Genomic DNA, 20,167 nt, shown 5'->3' with positions numbered 1-20,167 from the left:
ATATATGAATAAAAAAGGTGGCATTTTTTACGGCTGGTGGATTTTGGTAGCATGCTTCATAATCATGACATTTCTTTATGCGCCAATTGCAAACTTAATTTCGCTCTTTACCGTTCCTGTTACAGAAGATCTTGGTTTTGGACGATCAGAATTTACAACCTATTTTACAGTGGTAGCAATTACTAGTATGCTTACTGCTCCTATTGCAGGTAGACTAATGAAAAAAATGGACATACGATTATACTTATCGCTCTTTACTATTCTAGGAGCAGTTTCTTATATTGGCTTTTCATTTGCCACTAGGCTTATTTACTTTCTATTATTTGCAATACCAATGGGGATGGCTCTTGCAGGAGGTGGAATGATTCCTGTATCTGTTCTTATAACAAATTGGTTTAATGCTAAACGTGGAATCAATTTAGGGATAGCTTTAGCTGGAACTGGGTTTGGTAGTATGATTCTTAGTCCTTTAGTCAATTGGATTATTGCAGATTATGGCTGGAGAACAGCTTATTTTGTTATCGGAATTTTAATGTTGGTATTTATTATTCCGCTTATAGTATTTGTCATCAGATTAAGCCCTGTTGATAAAGGTTTATTACCATTAGGCGAAGAACAAGTTTCAATAAATACACCGAAAAAACCATTAGTGGGAGTGACACAAAAAGAAGCGATTAAGTCGGTATCCTTTTGGGCTCTGTGTTTAGGTATTTTAGTAGGGGGGATCGTCGTTAATAGTATGATTATCAATTTGGTCCCTTATTTAACGGATATTGGTACACAAGCACACCAAGCTGCCTTGCTTTTATCAATGGCTTCAGCGATGGTAATCTTAGCAAAACTATTAGTTGGAAGATTCTATGACAAATTGGGATTAATTAAAACTTTGACGATTATCGTTTGTTCAGATATAATCTGTTTCCTATTTTTATTGAAAGGAAATTTATTAATTCCCGGCATACTATATACAGTATTTTCAGCCTTAGGATCAACGGCTGTTACGGTAACACCTGCCTATCTCACCGCAGCGCTTTTGGGTGAAAAAGATTACAGTACAAAATATGGAGTCGTCTCGATATTCACCTCGTTAGGTGCAGCTTTAGCACCAATTGTATCAGGTTTAATTTATAATATTAATCACTCTTATATTCTATTAATTGATTTATTAATTGGGTTTGCTGTTGTTGAATTTGTATTATTTTTCACTGCCATTAAAACAAAACCAAAATTTGATTTAACATCTGCTTCGTCGCAAGATGTAGATATGAAACAAAAAGATTCAGCAATTACTTTATAAAATGGCAAAAAGGGTTTCTTAAGTTGAAGCCCTTTTAGATTATTTCTGAAAATAATTATTTAAATAGTAGCGATTAAAAATTCTTCCCCTTTCGGCAATGTAAGGCCATCACTTCGATTAGTAAAATAACGTTCGTTCAGGTAAGCAGAAGAAACATGTTGAGCGTCTTTGAAACCAGCTTCACGGGCAAGCTCAACAATTTCGTGCGGTTGGAAGAAACTGATGAATGGTGTACCGCTTGAACGTGCTCCTTTTTCTGCCTCTTCCGCATCTTTTTTTATGTCGGGAGCCGTTTGTTCAAATGGTAGCAAAAACGTCATGGCAAGCACAGTGCCTGGAGCTAGCTTTGCAACTTGACGTAGTGTAGCCATAATCGCATCCTTAGTAAGATACTGGGTGACGCCCGTGGATGCAATAACAGCTGGACGACTTGCATCAAACCCCGATTCCTTTAGTTGTTCCCACCAGGATGCGCCAGTTTCAAAGTCCACTGGCACAAGTTTTAACCATTCAGGAATTCCAAATCCAAGTTCAATCAAACGATTTCTCTTCCAATCCTGTGTTTCCGGTTGGTCGACCTCAAACACAGTCATTTGTGATGCAATCTCCGTTTTTCGATCAGCGAAAGTATCAAGACCTGCACCCAGTATAACGTATTGGGTTACGCCTTTTTTTAGTTGTTCAGCTACCAGATCCTCAATGAAGCGAGCGCGTGCCACGATGGATGCACGGAAGCCGCTTGTAAACTTTGGATCCATATCAGGGCGAGAATGCCAATCATCTTCAGGGGCAACTAGCTTTAGACCAACCTCATCTTCTAGTACATGGGGGGGTGAATCGATTTGTACATGCAAAGCACGCCATAAGGCAACTCGCACCGCAGTATGATCTGGCACGGCTTTTTGTTTATCTTGCATTAGTTTCATACTCCTTTTGAATATCACATGATAGACTGTGAAAAAATGGTATATATATTTAATGGATACTTATATCCTCAATTATACAATAGAGGAACAGTTGTACCTATTTAAAAGAATTTAATCAGAGACTGACAAGTAACTTCGTATCAATTGTTTCTGGAATATCCGATAAGCTACTGTCTTGGTCCACTTCTAAATCTACTTTTAACTCTTTCGAACGATTGATTTTGCCAAGTAGACAAGCAACAAGTAGGGGGTTTTTCACAGAGGACATTTGGAAGGAGATAATATCTTGGCGATCTTTTACCTCATCCGATATCAGTTCTTTTGCTTTTTCATATTCAGAAATACTAAGTAACCCATAAATGGTATTCAACTTATTCAGAAACTCGTGATTTAAAGCGCGCATATTCTCTGTATAGGATGTGATTTCTGATACTTCATTCACAATTTGCTCAATTTCATCCTCTGTTTGTAGAGAGATAACGACACTTGTAACGAGAACGAGGTTCTCTTGGGTAATTAAGGATAGAGCAATTATATATACTTGATTTCCAATGATGACTTTTTGAGTGGATCTTCCTTTTTTGGACTGGATCACTTCTCCAATAAGGTTTTTAAGTCTACCATCTGGTAAGATGACTCCATTTGTTATAGGTGCATTTTCTAGCATTTTCCTAGCTCTTTTGTTCATGCTTATGACTTGATAATTTTTGTCTATGGCAATTATTCCATCATGAATCGATTCTAAAATGGCATCTTTTTCTTTAAACACTAAAGAAATTTCTTCTGGTTCAAGGTTGAAAATTTTTCGTTTGATACGCCGTGATATGAAATATGCTGCAGTAATTCCAATTAATAGTAGAAAGAGTGCAAAACCAATAATTTCGTTTCTATAAGTTAAGATTCCTTTTTTTATATCGACAAGTAAAAAAACAACCGATGAAACGCCTATAATTTCTCCTTTATCATTTCCAATGGGTGTTTTTGCTTTAATTGCAGGTCCAGAAATTCCTTCTCCAAAATAGACAACGGATATATGGTCTTTAAAAACGGGTATGTTACTTGTGCCCATTGATTTACCAATAAATCGAGGGTCGGGGTGGGAATAACGTATACCTTTCGTATTTCCAATAACAATGTAACTGGCACCTGATTGTTTGCGTATTTTCTCCGCAATTGGTTGAATTATTGCTGATGCGTTATCGTTTTTAAAAGCTTGGATAATGTGCTCATCTTGTGCAGCTAATTTGGCAACAGCCATTGCTTCTTCACCAAGATATTTAGTTGAAAGGTCATCCATGATTTTCATGAAAAAAACTGCTGCAAGAATTGTGCATATTCCAATAATCAAACTAATATTCCAAAACATTTGCGTGAAGAGTTTGACTTTCCTTTTCTTCCATTTCATATTAATCCTGACTCTCTTTTGTTTTTTCTTGTAATGAAAGTATAACAAACTTACCGATTAGACTGAAAAAAAGATGTCCCTGATCACCCCATTTCTATCTATTTAATAATAAAAAGGATAGAAAGCAGGGGAATCATGTCACGTTTTGACTATTTAACGCCTTATGTAACATTTGAAACTGTACAAGAAATGGATGAGCAAGTGGATTCTCATATTCGAAAACATTTTTATGATTTGACTGAATCAGATAAAGAAGTTCTATATAAAATCGCATCTCATGCACTAGATTATCCAGGAGCGTGTCATTTAAAGGCACAAACGATTGCAAAGGTTTTAGAGATATCTGTGAGAACTGTTTTTCGAAGTCTAAAAAATTTGGAAGAACTTAAAATCATTAAACGAATCCATACGAAAAAGATGAATGGTATTAAAGGTGCTAATATCTTTTCAATTTTACCTTGTGATGACACATCGAGCGTGTCACATCAGGAAAAAGCTGAAACGCCTTGTGAGAGTAAGGAAGAAGTCGCAAAAATGGAACACGAACCATCATTTTCTTTAAATCCTAAACATCATTATGTAAAACATACGTATCCGATCCTAAATTCAACAATAAGAAATCGAATATACCTTTATTTATCATCAACTACTGGAAATACTTCAGAGACGAAAAGATACTTAGACGTCATTCGGAAACAAATAAATTCATTACTAGAATGGGATGTATGGAAATCTCACAAAAAGGAATTAGAAGATTTAAGTTTTATTGCATTTAAAGATACGATTCAAAAAGCAAAACGAATGTGTATACACAATCCATTTGGCTATATGTTTGATAGGTTAAAGAGAAAATTGGATACATTTATGATGGAAATGATTGAAAAGTATGCTGAGAAAGCTAGGAATAGTGGAAAGTCAACAGAAGAATTATTTTAATATTGGATTTTAACCTTTGTGCTAGTAGAAGGGGAGTAAGGCTTTTGTTAGCTTGAAGATGTAAATTGCTGAGTTCGCGGAAACAATTTGAAAAAACACGGAAGTTATACTTAAAACCGCGAAAGCCATCAACAAAAGCGCGGAAAGGTATGCTGAGAACTTCAGATACAACCCAAAAAACAGTAGAAACAACCACTCTGATTTCCTGTAAAAGCACAAAAAAAGCATGCTTTGAAAAAATTAATCAAAAACATGCTTTTTTTACAATTTACTTGTTTAAAAATGAAACTGTTTATACTATAATGTTCTAGAACATTCATCGTTTTATGAATGAGTTGTTATAGAATCATCCTTAAGCACATCAAGATTGTAGGAATCTTTCTTTTCACGTGCTTTTTTAGAAGGCTTTGGAGCTGTTTTACTATAATATTTTCCTTGTGTTGCAAGTGCAATAATTACGGTTAGAATTGAAGCTAAAATAGCCGCAAAGAATGAAGCTGTGTTTTGTAAGAAAGAACCCATATAACCTAGTCCTGCAATTGTTCCTAAAGCGCTTGATACAATTAACGGAACAACTCCAACAGGATTCCATTTATATAATTTATCTTGTCGTGCTTCATATTCTTTCGGAACAATGTGAAGTAATTTTTTCACAACTAATGCATCGGTTACTAATATAGCAGCCCATGTTAATAGGAAAACGCCTTGGAATGTCATGGCTGTATCAAGGTGTTCTAAGATTCCTCCTAACATTAATGCCATGGAGATGACACCAGCTACTACAACCCAGAATCGTCTATCTGGTCTGAAATGGAATACATTCTCAAAGAAGTTGGAAAGTGATAGGGAAGCACTGTATATATTTGTTACATTAATTCTGATTTGAGTCAGCATTGTAAATAGAACTCCACCAAGTCCAAGAAGTGTGACAATGTATACTCCCGGATTAGATTCGCCTAATCGGACGCCAAACCAAATACCTAAACCACCCATTACGCCGAAGCAGAATATTTGTGGTATAAATCCAATCATAAAGGCGCCAATTTTGACATCTTTTGGTTTAAGAAAACGTGCGTAATCAGAGCCTAGTAAAGCAGTTAGACCCATAATACCATGTTGCATACCAATACATAACATTAAAGCAGAACCACCTACTTGAACGCCATGAGGTAGATATGACCAAAAGCTCCCATCAAATTCTGATGGTCTATTAAAAGCAATAATTATTGTTGTAATTAAGAATACAACGAAGATAGGTAAAGACCATTTTTGTAGTTTGTCTAGTTGTTTAATACCGAACCAGTTGAGTGGAATAACGATTGATCCGAATACGATAATTAAAATCCATAAAGGAATAACGGGGAAAAATGAATGAATTGCTGTTACTAAAATCATGCCTTCAAATGCACAATACATGATAAAGTTAGAGGCATAAATTAATGACGTTAAAGAAGCTCCTATATAGCCAAATCCTTGTCGCGACATTAAGTTTACATTCATACCAGACTTAGCTGATAAATAGGCAATAACTGTACCTAGTGCACCTGCAATGATGATGGCATAAATTGCCGAGATAATGGCATTGATGGCACCGAATTGAAGAGCTAATACGCTCCCAGTTTGGAAATAAAAAATAGCTGTTGCAATACCAAAAGTAATGTTCGTTACACTGAACCAACCCATATTTCTTTTTTCTTCTGGCACTCTGTCGTATGAATAATCATTTGGTGTCTCTTTTTCATTGCGACCTATTATTTGGTCTGCCTTCATTCGATCAACATCCTTCCTTGATGCCTAATCACACCACGGAATTGTTCTCATACGTAAAACTCAATTAAGCTTATATTTAATTAAAGAAGAACAAATAATGTGATTAAACTAAAATTTTAGTCCCGTGTATAAACTTCATAACACGAAATATATTTTAAACATAATATTATTATATACATATTTAGTTTACATAATCAACCCCATCGACAAATTAGCCCATCAATGAGAAATGAAAATTATCTCTTTTCTATCGAATATACCTCTATTTTGCTGTATTTTTACTACCCTTCATTGAGGTGAAGAGTTGGATAGAAGAGTATTGAAATTTACCAAGAAATTCACGTAAACTATATAAAGAATTAATTTTGGAGTTCTCCAAAAAATATTAGTTTATTAGTTTTTCGAATCTAAACATTTATCTTTATATGGAATTTATACAATTAACCGTTTGTTAAATAGAGAGCTGAGAGCTGGTTAGTTTCGAGAACTTTTACTGAAAATATAAAATGGTTATCATATAAAAATTTTTAGTATAAAAAAGAACAAATGTTTGCTATAATAATTTTAAGATAGTTGGTACTCAAGGGTGGTTGGCATACTCCTGAAAATAAAAACAGACTATTCTACAGTATATTTGCTGTAGTTTAGTCTGGGTTATCCACGACATGTGGAGTTAAGGAGGTGATGCCATGACAGTATTCGAAGCATTGATGTTTGCGATCGCTTTTGCGACATTAGTTATTACAATTCTGTCATTTAGCCATAAAAAATAACCCATCCTTGAGTTGAGAGCTCTAATGGGTTATCTCCATAATATAGCCAATCCCAATTGAAGGAACCAACTATCATTTAACCGTCGATGTACCAGCATCGGCGGTCCTTTTAATTTATGCATTTAATATCTTCAGTATACATTGCCTTTGTTCGTTATTCAAGTAAGTTTACATAGCTAGTTACCGAAACAATTTTAAGATATTCCGCATTCTATTTTTTAGGTTTATTATACGACATCTCTTGTTGTTTCGTTTTCCGTAACAATCTGTTCTTTTTTAGACAGTGATATGATAACCATCCAAATCACGGCTAAAAGTAATAGCCCAATAGAGGCAAGTAGTAGCGTAAAACGACCGCCTTCTTGTCCTAAGAGATTTAAAATGAATTGGTAAGCGAAAGGACTAACAATCCCACCTAATCCTTGCGCCGCTGCAACAAATCCTACAAATGAAATCCCTTTTGCTAAATTTGAAAGTTCAGAAACCCTTGCTAACACACCTGGAAGAACAATCCCTAAGCCTATTCCACCAAGAAGACTTGCGATAAAAATAAATGTTAAATTTGCTGCAAAGTAACACCATAAAATGCCGATAGATGTCAATAAAATACCAAATGGAATATTAAAGTTTGGCCACATTTGGCGAAGGCGACCAAAGAAGAAACCTATGATTAATGTACCAAACGTAAACAGTGAAATAGCAAGTCCTGCTTCAGTAGCATTTCCTAAATGTTCTTTTTGGATGATGATTGAAATGTTCGTAACGTAGCCAAATACAAAGCCAGAATATAGAATTTGACCGATTGAAAAACCGTAAACTGTTTTTGGTGCAGTAAATAAGATTTCTTTTAGAGATGCATTTGGAACTTCTTGTTTCTTTGGTTCAGGTAGATATAAGAAAGTAATCGCTAATATCCAAATCGGGAATAAGTATACTAAGAAGCCAAATTGCCAATTATATGCATCAGCAAGCATCCCACCCACTACTTGGAAGAAGACAGCGCCAATACAAGCAACAGTCGATGTACCTAGACCAATAAGTGAATCTCGTTCTCTTCCGCTAAAGAAACTTGAAATGATATCAACTGATAATGGTAATGTAATACCAACACCAAGTCCTAATAAACCACGGAAGGCAATGATTATGAATAAGTTATCAATAAAGAAAGGCATGGTCCCACCGATGATAAAGAAGATTAATCCAGTAAATAATAGCCCTCGTTTAGAAAACTTATTTGCTAACTTCCCGTAGAATAACGAAGGGAATATTTGAAAGAATCCTGGGATCGTAGCAATGAGCATAACAACGGATGGATTAAAATTGGGAAAAGCTACAATGAGATCTCCCATGATGGAACCTGCAACACCTGCGGCAACATCTTGGAATGCTATTAAAACGATTAAAAATTTTAAAAAAGCAACACTTTTTGTTTTCGCCATAAATGAGTACCCCCTATTTTTCTTTCGTTTACATTAACCAATTGAAAAGGTTAAGAATCTACGAAGCACGAAGCGAACTCCTTTCTTATAAGTTATTTAAGATAGTAGCACAGAAAAATAGGTACGGAATCAATGTTTTTTTATGAAAAAACGTGTTAAATTTTTATAAAAATGTATTAATTATATTCAGAATAATCTAAAAATAATAGAGAGTTTTTTGTGTAAAAAAGGCTTCTTAAGTGACTTAAAGATGTGTAATTAAAATTCAATTGTTTTTATTGGTTTTTGTTTGCTATTCCATTTCAATTTTCCCAAGAATAATTAATGATTTTAACAGTAGCATGAGTTCAAAGGAATGCGTAGAACTGCGTAAATCCTTTTTCAGCATTTCCTCTAATTTCTGAAGCCTATAGACAAGTCCGCTCATCGATAAACTTAAATCAAGCATTGTTTGTTGCAAATTTCCGTTGTTATTTAAGAATGCATAGATTGTTTTTAAGAATTCGTCCCTCTTGTTTTGCTTTAATGCCAAGATTGGTGCGAGTTCTTTTTCAGCAATTTGAACAATTGTAGTCATATTATGAGGATTAATAATTGAACCCATAATACTTGTGTTTTCAAAATAGACGATATTAGCCTTTTTATCGATGTTAAGGGATGTCATCGATTGACGATTTGCTTCTGGTATATCCTCTATATCACGAATTAGTCGACTCATCCCTATACGAAAATCATAGGTTTTAAATGTTCGATGAAGATGCTTTAAAATGTTTGTTAAAATTCCGTGAGTTTCTTCGGATTTTGGAAATAAAAAGGTTATTTCTTGTTGAAATTCCGTAATAAATATAGGGATTTGATGCATTTCTAAATAAGACGTAAAGGATTGAATAATTTTGTTGATCAGGTTAGAATCCTTAATTACGGCACCTTTTTTTGTAATTCGTAGAGTTCCAATATAAAAGTCCTCATTTAAATCTATTTGAAATAAATAGCTTCGAGAAATCATTTGTCTTTTAGATGTATATTGTTGTTGCAGTAGTTGTTCAAAGAAAAAAGCTTTAATGTTTTCAAGGGCTTCTAAGCTTGATTTTTCATTTAGATAGCATAGTTCGATTACGGTTCCCGCACGTTGTAAAAAGTGGATTTCTTCTTTTAACTGGCGCGAGTCTTTTGAATATATGAATGAAATATAGCCAATGTTTTGTTTTTGTAATGTTAATGGACTTATCAAGCGAATATGATGTTCACAATCTATTTGAAGTGTGTGCATAGGTTCTATGTGTTGCATTAAAATTTTCCCAGAACTTGTTTGAGGCATCTGTTTTGCAAAATCTGCAGCAAGGAATTCTAATTTCTTTTCCGTAATACCTGCTGCGTGGTGTGTATTAAAGTTGAGGTCTTGAAGAAGTACGGCGACATTAAGGTTATCATGAATGGTTTCTAAAATTTGCTCAATATTCATGCCTTGTACTAATCCGATTGTTAAATCATTATGAAAAGCAGATACTTTCTCTGTATGTCTTATTTCAGTGTATAGTTGTTCATAAGTTTTGTTTAATTCATCGATCATACGAGATTGATGGATTTTTTTTAATTCCTTCTGCGTTTCTTTATCCCAATGTTCCAACATACGCATTTCAAAAGCGCAATCATCATCACCTTTTGCTTTACATGTAATTTCTACAATATAGATATCTTTTTTTGTTAAATAAGAAGTATATCCACTTGCATAACCAGCTAATGTATGGCAAATACAAGTATCACTTTTCCCAAAATGCTTCGTATGTTCGGATACTTCATATGAATTGATCCAAATTCCTTTAGCATAGGTATATTTTACTGTATCGTCAGGATTAAGTTCTAAAATTCGATCAGAGATGACATCTGAAATTTGGCCAGAATTTAAATGATATCCAGAGGCACAATCCAACTTTTCGCGTAAACTCATAGGGCGATGTTCTACTTCTTTAGCATGTACAACTCCCAAATTCCAACCATAGCGCTGTAAAAAAAATTTTGCATGTTCTAACCCTAAATTTTCGATTAATTCCTTTCTCAAAAGACCGAATGTTCCTGTAGTTGTAACGAGTTCTTTATCAATATAACTAGAATTTGCCATCAAAGAATTTGCCTCCCTAAGATCATTCTAATTAAAGCGCTTACAGAAAATATTCTAGCAGACAAATTTGGAAAGTGTAAACTTTTAAGAAATAAATATCTAAAAATATAATATAGGATTAGATTTTTAGTTAAATTCTATCAATTTAATAATCATTCAATAACTTGGATAATGCATCATGCGTAGTATTAAAAGTGTCTTAGGCATGAATTTAGAAAAGTATCTAAAAGTTTTTGGTGAAGACTCTCATGCGATTAAGGATTGAGATTTTTTGTAATTCTCCTAAAGAGTTACAATGGATAAATGTTTAAAAAATTTTTACTGAAAATTTTCGGTATAGATTAGTACTACAAATAATTTTGACGTGGAATTAACGAAGACTCCCGCGGGAAAAGCGAGACAGGCGAGACCCCGCACGTAGCGAAGCGCAGGAGGAGACTCACCGCTCGCCCGCAGGAAAGTGTAGTTAGATCCACGTCACTCTGAAATAAAAATAGTATTAAATTAATTATCAGTGTCTCAGAAAAAGAGAGATTCACTAATCGCCAAAACGCTAATTATAATCCATTCAATAAGAAATTAAAAAGTTGCTAATACAAATTATTCCATTCAAATCAACTAACAGCAAATCTCCTCAACCAAAATTAAACACTTTTTATCAGAAATTGTATTGAAAATTCAAAACAATTCACTAAACTTTATCACCGCTAATTTTGTTAAATTGAAATTACATTAAGTAAAGGGGTGGGGTATATGACAACAATTTTGAATGAAACCGAATTAGAAGTAATCCAAAATGCAAAGCTCATAGCTGAAGATATCCGCAAACGCGCAAAAGAAACTGAAGAAATTCGTCGTATTCCAGAAGCAACAATCCAACAACTGAAAGACTACAATATTTTTAAAATGCTACGTCCAGCTAGATACGGTGGACTGGAAGTGAATATTCAAACATATAGTCAAGTCATTCTTGAAATCTCAAAAGCTTGTGCCTCTACTGGTTGGGTTGCGTCACTATGTGCTATCCGAGAAATGATGGTAGCAGAATCATTTACAGAAAAAACACATTTAGAAATATTTAAGAACAATCCAGATGATGTACTATTTGCAGGCGTCTATGAACCACGCTCTTGTACAGTGAAAAAAGTAGACGGTGGCTATTTGATTGAAGAAGGGCATTGGATGTTCTGCTCAGGTTCACTTCATGCTACATGGGGATATTTCGGAATGTATTTAAAAGATGCAAAAGGTGAAATAAAAGAGCAACTTTTAATGACACTGCCATTCAATGAGTTAGAGATTGAAGATGATTGGTATACATTAGGTTTGCGAGGTACCGGTAGTAACGCAGTTCATATGAAGAATGTGTTTATTCCAGATCATCGATGTACGTCATTTGTAAATGTACTAGATGGAAATTTCCAATCAGATCATTTACGAGATATACCACTATTTAGCTCAGCATTATTCCCATGTTTAATTTTATCTTTAGCAATACCTGGATTAGGTGTTGTTCAAGAAATGCTGCGACTATTCAACGAAAGTTTGCCATATCGTACGGCACAGCATATGGGTGTCAAAATGATTAAAGATGCAGCAAGTACACACAGATTAATTGCTGAAGCAACATTAAAAGTAGAAACAGCAGAAATCTATTTGATGAACATTGCTAAAAAGATTGATGAATGGGCAAGTCAAAAGACAATCATGCCAAGAGAAGAGCGTTTAAAAGTTTTGGCGGACATGGGTTACAGCAATAATATATTGAATGAAGCGATGCAAGCGATTCTTGCAGCAAGTGGTTCAGGATATGTATATGATGGAAATCCAATGCAACGTCTAATCCGTGACTTTATCACATTACATTCTCACCGTTCATTATCCCCAGTAATTACGCTTGAGAATTTTGGACGTAAATTAGCAGGATTAGAACCAAATCAATTAAGATATTAACTATTATTTACCGAAAACTAAAGAGATTATTGGATAAAATTTTCTATAGTTTCCGTAATTACCATCTATTAATATGGGTGTTACAAAGGGAGGATGAAGCTTGAAACCACAAATAGCCAAATTAGGATATGTAGCGCTTGAATCTTCGAATATCGAAAAATCAGTGATCTTTTTTCGAGATGTGATTGGACTTGAATTAACGAAGAAAATAGAAGATACGTATTATTTTAGAGCTTGGGGAGATTTTCAGCATCATACATTATCCATCTCACCTGGAGATAAAGGGAAAGTAAACTATATTGCGTTTCGAACAAAACGTGCGGAAGATATTCCACTTTTTGCTAGACAATTTGCAGAAAAAGGATACACAATTGAGCACATTCCTGCTGGGACTACTCCGGGTATTGGAGAAGCCATTCGATTCATCGCACCGTCTGGCCATCAATTGGAATTGTATTATGATGTGGAAAAAGGTGAAGTAGAAGAACACCGAAAGTCCGTATTGAAAAATCAAACCTATAAATCATGGGCAAAAGGCATCTCTCCACGTCGCATAGATCACGTCAACATTCACACTTGCGCAAAAGGAAATAGCGCCTATGATTTCTTCGTTGACGAATTAGGCTTCCGAATCAACGAATGTATCGAAACGGATGAAGGAAAATTATTGGCCGGCTGGATGAGTGTCACCCCTTTAGTACACGATGTAGCCCTTGTTGCGCATGAAACGCTTGAAACAACTGGACGCTTCCATCATATCTCGTATTGGCTTGATAGTTCAGGAGATTTGATGCGAGCAGCGGATATTTTAAAGGAAAATGGGCTTCCATTTATTGGACCTGGTAAACATAGTATTTCACAAGCCATTTACTTATATGTAATCGATCCAGGAAGTGGTTGCCGAGTTGAGCTTTTTACTGGTGGTTATTTAATTTTCGAACCAGACTGGGAAACAGTCGTTTGGCGACCAGAAGAAAGAGCGTTTGGTAATACGTATTGGGGCGATAGTATAACAGGTAATGCATTAATAGTTCCAACAATTGAAGCTTAAGGGAGGAATGTAGTGTGAGTACTACAAACGTTGAAAATATCATTACTTCAAAACATATTAAAACAGGTAAGTATACGACATGGATGAATGAGTCTGGAACAGAAAATACAGAAACGATTCTTTTTTTACATGGCTCAGGCCCGGGAGTAACAGCTATCGCTAACTGGAGCTATGCATTAGCGGATTGTGGCAAAACATTCCATTGTTTAGCGCCAGACTTGTATGGTTTTGCACAAAGTGATCACCCAGGAGAACCTTTGAAGAATCGCCAAGCATGGATGGATTGTTGGATTGAACAAGTGATTGAAATAATAGATTTTTATAATTTAGATAAAGTTCATGTTGTAGGGAATTCATTAGGATGTTCTGTAGCACTTGAACTACTTTTAGAATATCCAGAACGCTTCGATCAAGTAGTACTTATGGGGCCAGGTGGTACGCCGAATACAAAGCTGAGCCTAGAATTAGCGCGTGCGAAGTCCTTTTATGATAATCCGTCAAAAAAGCGCTTACAACAAATTATGGGCTGGTTTGTTTATGACAATGAAGCAATGCAACCAATTATAGATGGAATTACAGATTCTCGTTTTGAAAACGCAATGCGTGAGGAAGTACGTCGTTCGAACAATTCCATTTTTTCTACAGCAGCAGTACCAATTCCAACGGCTGCACTACGTCGTATTAAAAACAAAATTCTTTTAGTACATGGACGTGATGATAAAGTATGCTCCATCGATTCTAGCTACTATCTAATGGAGTATTTAGACGATGCACAATTACATGTTTTCTCAAAATGCGGTCACTGGACACAAATTGAAAAGAAAGATGAATTTAATCATCTTATTCAACAGTTCTTTAATGGTAAATTATAAAACTCTTATTCCCCTTCAAACTAATATAGGAGTGATATAGATGCCTGAGAAAACAGATATCGTAGTAATCGGTGCCGGAAATGCAGCGTTAAGTGCTGCAATTTCGGCCGCTGAAAATGGGGCACAAGTGACTGTATTAGAAATTTCATCTCAAGAAGAAAAAGGTGGTAATACAGCATACACACATGGTTCCATTCGCTTTTCGTATAAGAATGGTGAGCAAGTGCGAGCACTATTACCTGATATGACAGATGAAGAATTTGCAATGGTTGACTTTGGAAGCTATACAAAAGAGCAGTTTTTTGATGATTTATGTGTGATGTCAAATTATCGAACAGATTACGACCTTGCGTCAATTATGACAAAGAAAAGCTTTGAAACGGTTCAATGGTTATCGAAACACCATGTGAAATGGATTCCAATTTACGGAAGACAAGCCTATAAAATCGATGATAAATTTGTTTTTTGGGGTGGTATGGTCATTGAGGCTGTTGGTGGTGGAAAAGGATTAGTGGAAGCCTTGCATCGTGAAGCACAAAAGATGGGCATATCCATTCTTTATAATACTGCAGCAATTGACCTTGTAACAAAAAATCGTACGATTGAAGGTGTAATTGTACGCAGTAATGGAGAAGAACGTGTTATTGCGTGTAATGCCGTGGTGCTTGCATCTGGTGGTTTTCATGCCAATGTTGAAATGCGAACCAAATATTTAGGACCTGGTTGGGATACCGTTCATACAAGAGGCTGTAAATATAGTGTGGGTGATGGCCTGCGGATGGCCATGTCATTGGGTGCACGTACGACTGGTAACTGGTCGGGTGCACATGCTGTTAGCGGTGATCGACACTTGCCGGATTATAAAGAAGGATTCCAAAAGCTGAGTTTTCCTTTTGGCATTATGGTCAATCAAAAAGGTCAACGATTTATCGATGAAGGTGCCAACTTCCGAAACTATATTTATGCAAAAGTAGGCCGTGAAATCTTAAAACAACCTGGGCAATGTGCATGGCAAGTCTATGATGCCAAAGTAAAGCGTTTTATTCGAGAGGAATACAATGGCCGTCAAGTTTCTAAAGTAACTGCCAATACATTAGAAGAGTTGGCAAAAAAAATGGAAGGAATGGATGCACAAGCTTTTTTACAGGAAGTAGGAGAGTATAATGCCTCTGTTTCAGAAGACATCGCTTTTAATCCCAATCGATTAGATGGTAAAAAAACGAATGGCTTATCGGTGTCAAAGTCGAATTGGGCGAATCGTCTTGATGAAGGGCCATTTGAAGCTTATGAAGTAGGTTGTGGAATCACATTCACATATGGTGGTTTAAAAATAAATAAAAATGCACAAGTCATTCATAATGACTTTACACCAATAGATGGCCTATATGCAGCTGGTGAAATTGTTGGTGGCCTTTATTATGACAACTATCCCGGTGGAGCTGGTCTCACATCAGGTGCTGTATTTGGAAAATTAGCAGGTGAACATGCAAGTCAATTTGTACAAACTAAAAAACATTCGACAGTATAGGGAAAATAAATGTCAGAATATTAAGTTAATTCAAGGAGTGGTTAGAATGACAATTGTTCAACGAAAAGTTAAAACAGGTGATTATGAAACGTATTTTCATGAAGGCGGAACGGAACACAAAGAAACAGTAATTTTCATCCATGGTTCTGGTCCAGGAGCGAATGCCAAAGCAAATTGGCAATTTGTTTTGGAAGAATATGCACAAGATTTTCATGTCATTGCACCGGACTTAGTTGGATTTGGTGATACAGATCACCCAGAAGTATATCCAGAAAATGGCGTTCAATGGATGTCGATGCGTATTAAACAAATTTTAGATTTAATGGATTCCTTAAATGTACTAAAGGCGAATTTAGTGGGCAACTCACTTGGTGGTGTTGTATCTATGTATTTAAATATGCAGGCTCCAGAGCGCTTTGAAAAAATCGTGCTTATGGGAGCAGGCGTATTGCTAAAAGAGCCAACAGCAGAACTATTAAAGTTATCAAACTTCCATTTGGACCCAACAAAAGAAAACTTGAAAAACTTACTGAGTTGGTTTGTCCATGACATAGATAGGATGCAACCTTTAGTTGATCAAGTTGTGGAAGAACGTTTTGAAATGTTCCAACGTCCTGAGATTCTTCGCTCCTATCGTGAGAACTTTACAAAATCAACGTTAACCGAAATGTTGATCCCTCAAACAGCATTTGAGCGAATGGAAAACGAATTCTTATTAATTCATGGATATTATGACCGTTTCGTTCCATTACAAAGTAGTTTATATGCTTTAGATCATTTACCAAATGTAGAACTACGCGTCTTTAAGAAATGCGGCCATTGGGCAATGATTGAGCAACGTGAAGAGTTTTTACATGCGACAAAACATTTCTTCAAAAAAGATAAAGTGGAAGTTGAAGTTTAATTGAAAAATCATTTGAAATGAGGGGTCCGGATGAGTGAAACAGTTTTAAACACAGAAAACGCTCGTGAAATGTTAGTTCAAAATGCACGCTCCTTACAAAAATTATTGCGAGATAAAACATTAGAAATTGACCAAACAAGTAATTTACCCGATGAAGTAGTAAACGCGATTCGTGATAAAGGTCTATTAAAAATTTTGCGTCCGAAAATGTTCAATGGCTATGAAACAGATATGCGCACCTATTTTGACGTAGTAACTGAAATTAGTCGAGGTAATGCTTCTGCTGGTTGGTTTGTATCGCTTAGTAATATTCGTGATTACATGATTTCTTATGCTTTCGGGCGCAAAGCATTAGATGAAATCTTCGGGCCAAATCATAATAAAGATGTTGTATTAGCAGGGAATTTTAAACCGATTCGAATTGATATTGAAAAAGTAGAAGGTGGCTATTTTATTAAAGATGCGCAGTGGCCATTTGTATCGGGTTCTCCTTATGCTGACTGGTTCTACTTCGGTGCACCTATTGATGATGGAAATGGTGGCGTAGAGATGGCCATCCTGATTGTCCCAAAAGAAGATGCAAAGGTATTAGATGATTGGAATGTAGTGGGGTTACGCGGTTCAGGAAGTAATAGTGTTGTTGTAAAAGAAATCTTCATTCCAGAACATCGTGTTTCTTTAGACCGATTAGCGCAAAAGGGGCACTATATTATAGAAGAATTACAAGATAATCCGTTATATCGTACACCATTTGTGCCATCGCTAACACTCTCTATTGCTGCACCCGCTTTGGGTATTGCACTTGGTGGTTTTGACTTACATCTTGAACGTGTGGCAAAAGCCGGAATTGGCAATACCTTCTATAACAAAATGAATGAGGCAGCGGTTACCCATTTACAAATTTCTGAAACGGAAATGAAGCTTGAATGTGCACGCATGTTATTTGAGCAAGCCATTTCTGATTTAGATGAGTATTCAACTCGTGGTCAAGAATTTACACAAAAAGAAAGTATTCGTATTAAGGCGCAATTTGGCTATGCGAATCAGCTATGTAAAGATGCTTTTGACTTGATGTTAGCAGGAGCTGGTTCTGTTTTTGCCTATAACAATAATGTATTCCAAACGTTCTATCGAGATTTTATCTCCATGCATTTACATGGATTTATCACACCAACTAGTTTACTAGAAACATATGGTCGTATTATGTGTGATTTAGAGCCAAACACTTATTTTGCTTAATTGACAAAGGGGGCAGGAAAATGAGTAAAGCAGAAATTTCAAAACTAGGACATTTTGGGTTAGTTAGTACAGATTTAGAAAAGTCATTGTGGTTTTTTAAAGAAGTGATTGGACTAGAAGAAACAGAAGTAGCCGATGGTGTGCACTATTTACGTGCATGGGGAGACTTTGAGCATCATACATTATCGATTCGAGCAGGAGAAGAAGCGCACTTAGATCATATTGCCTGGCGAACAAAACGACGTGAAGATGTCGATTTATTTGCAGCTCAATTACAAAATAGTGGGATTGCTATTGAATGGGTTGAAGAAGGATCGGAAAAAGGGCAAGGCAAAGCATTCCGTTTCCAATTACCAAGCAATCATACATTTGAAATTTACTTTGATATGGATAAAACATTAGCTTCGCCTGAAACACGTTCTGTATTAAAAAACCAAACGCACAAATCGTGGAATAGAGGTGTTTCACCACGAAGAATTGACCACGTTAACTTATTAAGTTCATTGCCAGCCAATGAATTCACAGATTTCATGGAAAAGCATTTAGGTTTCAATTTACGAGAATATGTCGAAGCACCAGATGGAACATACGTGGGTGCTTGGATGAGTGTAACTCCGCTTGTACATGATATTGCCTTTAGTTTTGATCCGAATTCAAAATCAACACATGAAGTGCATCACATTGCCTATTGGTTAGACAATGCGCAAGATTTACTGAGAGCAGCAGATATTTTAAAAGAAAATGGCATTTTCTTTAAAGGACCTGGAAAGCATGGGATCTCTCAAGCGATGTACATTTATGCAATAGATCCAGGTAGCGGTGTAAGACTAGAAATTTTCACAAATGGTTATCTGATTTTTGAACCGGATTGGGAACCGATTCGCTGGACACTTGATGAAATGGACCTTGGATTTACGTATTGGGGAGATCAAATGGATGCAAAAACAGAGAATAACCCGACAATAGGCATGAGAAGGACAACTTCTCTTAAAACATTATAATAAAGCGAAATATGGTAACTGTTGTTGTAGTTTGTGCCTTTGAACAGAGCAAAGCTACCTGCGGGATATTAAGCAAATACTTAGAATGAGATCTATCCGAATGATGAATTTAATCATTTGAAAAGCATTCGAGTTATAACGATTAAAGTCTTGAGGAGGTTATATTGATGGCTTACTGCGAGCTCTGGGAGCAGGAGGAAATACACAAACAGAAGCTCTAATCGCTGTTCTTAATCGTCTAGGCATACAAACTGGCAAAGATTTATATAAAATCATCGATGTAGCAAATGACATCGTTGCTCCAATCTTACCTAGACCCCAAGAAATCTCTGGATCAAGTCTTATGATGGGCTACGCAGGAGTATACTCTAGCTTCTTGCTACACACAGAAAAAGCTGCTCAACTCTTTTCTGTAGATGAACGAGATATTTTAGTAGAACTAGGCAGAAGAAAAGCCGTTGGAGGCCAAGAAGATAAAATCTACGAAGTGGCGTAATCATTACAAATCACAAAATAAAACATTAGTTGTTTTGATAGCTAAAAAAGAAGGAGCTAATAACTCTTTCTTTTTTTTCAAGAAAATAATGTTGTATCTAATTTTTATAAAAATAGATTTTAATATAATTTGCTAATTTGCTAATTTTTGGAGGAATGTAGGAATCAGTAAATAGCGAATTCTAGATAATAGAATAAGCTGGAATACAAATATTTGTTAATGAAAATTTTAATCGGAGATTAGTAACCACAAAAATTCTGACGTGGAATAAGCGAAGACTCCTAGCTAGGAAAAGTGAGACAGGTAAGACCCCGCAGGAAGCGAAAGCTAACGAGGATACTCACCGCTCGCTTAGCTCGGAAAGCGAAGCTAATACCAGTCTAACTAAAAAAATTAGTATTAAAACAAATTTTCAGTCCACTCAACAAGGGAAGAATCTACTAATGTAAAAAGATGAT

15 protein-coding genes and 1 pseudogene are annotated in these 20,167 nt (G+C 35.7%); 11 read left to right on the top strand and 5 right to left on the bottom strand.

Translation table 11 applies throughout. From position 1 onward, the window contains the following. Positions 1 to 4: 4 nt before the first annotated feature. Positions 5 to 1,297 (top strand): MFS transporter, encoded by a 1,293-nt coding sequence (locus tag ACWV26_RS10745; RefSeq protein ID WP_455894757.1) that lies wholly within the window; start codon positions 5 to 7, stop codon positions 1,295 to 1,297. Between the two features lie 59 nt (positions 1,298 to 1,356). Here ACWV26_RS10745 and ACWV26_RS10740 read toward each other — a convergent pair whose 3' ends face one another. Further along, positions 1,357 to 2,223, bottom strand: a complete 867-nt coding sequence (locus ACWV26_RS10740; RefSeq protein WP_455894756.1) for a class I SAM-dependent methyltransferase — start codon at positions 2,221 to 2,223, stop codon at positions 1,357 to 1,359. A 115-nt stretch (positions 2,224 to 2,338) separates the two neighbouring features. After that, complete coding sequence (locus ACWV26_RS10735) at positions 2,339 to 3,529, bottom strand: Spo0B domain-containing protein (protein ID WP_455894755.1); 1,191 nt, start codon at positions 3,527 to 3,529, stop codon at positions 2,339 to 2,341. Between the two features lie 234 nt (positions 3,530 to 3,763). On the opposite strand from ACWV26_RS10735, the gene ACWV26_RS10730 reads away from it, so the two are divergent. After that, positions 3,764 to 4,564 (top strand): helix-turn-helix domain-containing protein, encoded by an 801-nt coding sequence (locus ACWV26_RS10730; protein WP_455894754.1) that lies wholly within the window; start codon positions 3,764 to 3,766, stop codon positions 4,562 to 4,564. A gap of 324 nt (positions 4,565 to 4,888) precedes the next feature. Here the strand turns inward: ACWV26_RS10730 and ACWV26_RS10725 are convergent, their stop codons facing one another. Next, positions 4,889 to 6,334 carry a purine-cytosine permease family protein gene (locus ACWV26_RS10725; protein WP_455894753.1) on the bottom strand — a complete coding sequence of 482 codons (1,446 nt, stop codon included), beginning with the start codon at positions 6,332 to 6,334 and terminating at the stop codon, positions 4,889 to 4,891. Positions 6,335 to 7,023: 689 nt separating this feature from the next. Between ACWV26_RS10725 and ACWV26_RS10720 the strand changes: the two genes are divergently transcribed. Then, positions 7,024 to 7,107, top strand: coding sequence for a putative holin-like toxin (locus ACWV26_RS10720; RefSeq protein WP_455898227.1), 84 nt, complete (start codon positions 7,024 to 7,026; stop codon positions 7,105 to 7,107). Between the two features lie 227 nt (positions 7,108 to 7,334). Here ACWV26_RS10720 and ACWV26_RS10715 read toward each other — a convergent pair whose 3' ends face one another. Both ACWV26_RS10715 and ACWV26_RS10710 read right to left on the bottom strand, forming a co-directional pair. Then, a complete protein-coding gene (locus ACWV26_RS10715) occupies positions 7,335 to 8,546 on the bottom strand; it encodes an MFS transporter (protein ID WP_455894752.1) in 1,212 nt (403 codons plus the stop codon). A gap of 292 nt (positions 8,547 to 8,838) precedes the next feature. Further along, positions 8,839 to 10,665, bottom strand: a complete 1,827-nt coding sequence (locus ACWV26_RS10710; RefSeq protein ID WP_455894751.1) for a V4R domain-containing protein — start codon at positions 10,663 to 10,665, stop codon at positions 8,839 to 8,841. A 753-nt stretch (positions 10,666 to 11,418) separates the two neighbouring features. On the opposite strand from ACWV26_RS10710, the gene ACWV26_RS10705 reads away from it, so the two are divergent. The 8 genes and pseudogenes from ACWV26_RS10705 to ACWV26_RS10670 form a co-directional block, all read left to right on the top strand. Next, positions 11,419 to 12,618 (top strand): acyl-CoA dehydrogenase family protein, encoded by a 1,200-nt coding sequence (locus ACWV26_RS10705; protein WP_455894750.1) that lies wholly within the window; start codon positions 11,419 to 11,421, stop codon positions 12,616 to 12,618. A gap of 100 nt (positions 12,619 to 12,718) precedes the next feature. Continuing rightward, entirely contained in the window at positions 12,719 to 13,669 is a 951-nt protein-coding gene (locus ACWV26_RS10700) for a VOC family protein (RefSeq protein WP_455894749.1), read from the top strand. 14 nt (positions 13,670 to 13,683) lie between these two features. Next, the gene (locus ACWV26_RS10695; RefSeq protein WP_455894748.1) at positions 13,684 to 14,541 is read left to right on the top strand and encodes an alpha/beta fold hydrolase; all 858 of its coding nucleotides are present in this window, start codon (positions 13,684 to 13,686) and stop codon (positions 14,539 to 14,541) included. Positions 14,542 to 14,581: 40 nt separating this feature from the next. Beyond that, positions 14,582 to 16,069 carry an FAD-dependent tricarballylate dehydrogenase TcuA gene (tcuA, locus tag ACWV26_RS10690; RefSeq protein ID WP_455894747.1) on the top strand — a complete coding sequence of 496 codons (1,488 nt, stop codon included), beginning with the start codon at positions 14,582 to 14,584 and terminating at the stop codon, positions 16,067 to 16,069. Between the two features lie 46 nt (positions 16,070 to 16,115). Next, positions 16,116 to 16,973, top strand: coding sequence for an alpha/beta fold hydrolase (locus tag ACWV26_RS10685; RefSeq protein ID WP_455894746.1), 858 nt, complete (start codon positions 16,116 to 16,118; stop codon positions 16,971 to 16,973). A 30-nt stretch (positions 16,974 to 17,003) separates the two neighbouring features. Next, positions 17,004 to 18,212 (top strand): acyl-CoA dehydrogenase family protein, encoded by a 1,209-nt coding sequence (locus tag ACWV26_RS10680; RefSeq protein ID WP_455894745.1) that lies wholly within the window; start codon positions 17,004 to 17,006, stop codon positions 18,210 to 18,212. A 20-nt stretch (positions 18,213 to 18,232) separates the two neighbouring features. Next, positions 18,233 to 19,213 carry a VOC family protein gene (locus tag ACWV26_RS10675; RefSeq protein WP_455894744.1) on the top strand — a complete coding sequence of 327 codons (981 nt, stop codon included), beginning with the start codon at positions 18,233 to 18,235 and terminating at the stop codon, positions 19,211 to 19,213. Between the two features lie 160 nt (positions 19,214 to 19,373). Continuing rightward, a pseudogene (locus ACWV26_RS10670) lies at positions 19,374 to 19,709 on the top strand (4-hydroxy-2-oxovalerate aldolase); the annotation flags it as partial. Positions 19,710 to 20,167 lie beyond the last annotated feature (458 nt).

The sequence above is a fragment of the Rummeliibacillus sp. JY-2-4R genome (genome assembly GCF_053847205.1).
The sequence above is the reverse complement of the archived record's forward strand: the minus strand, read 5'-3'. Positions and strand labels throughout refer to the sequence as shown.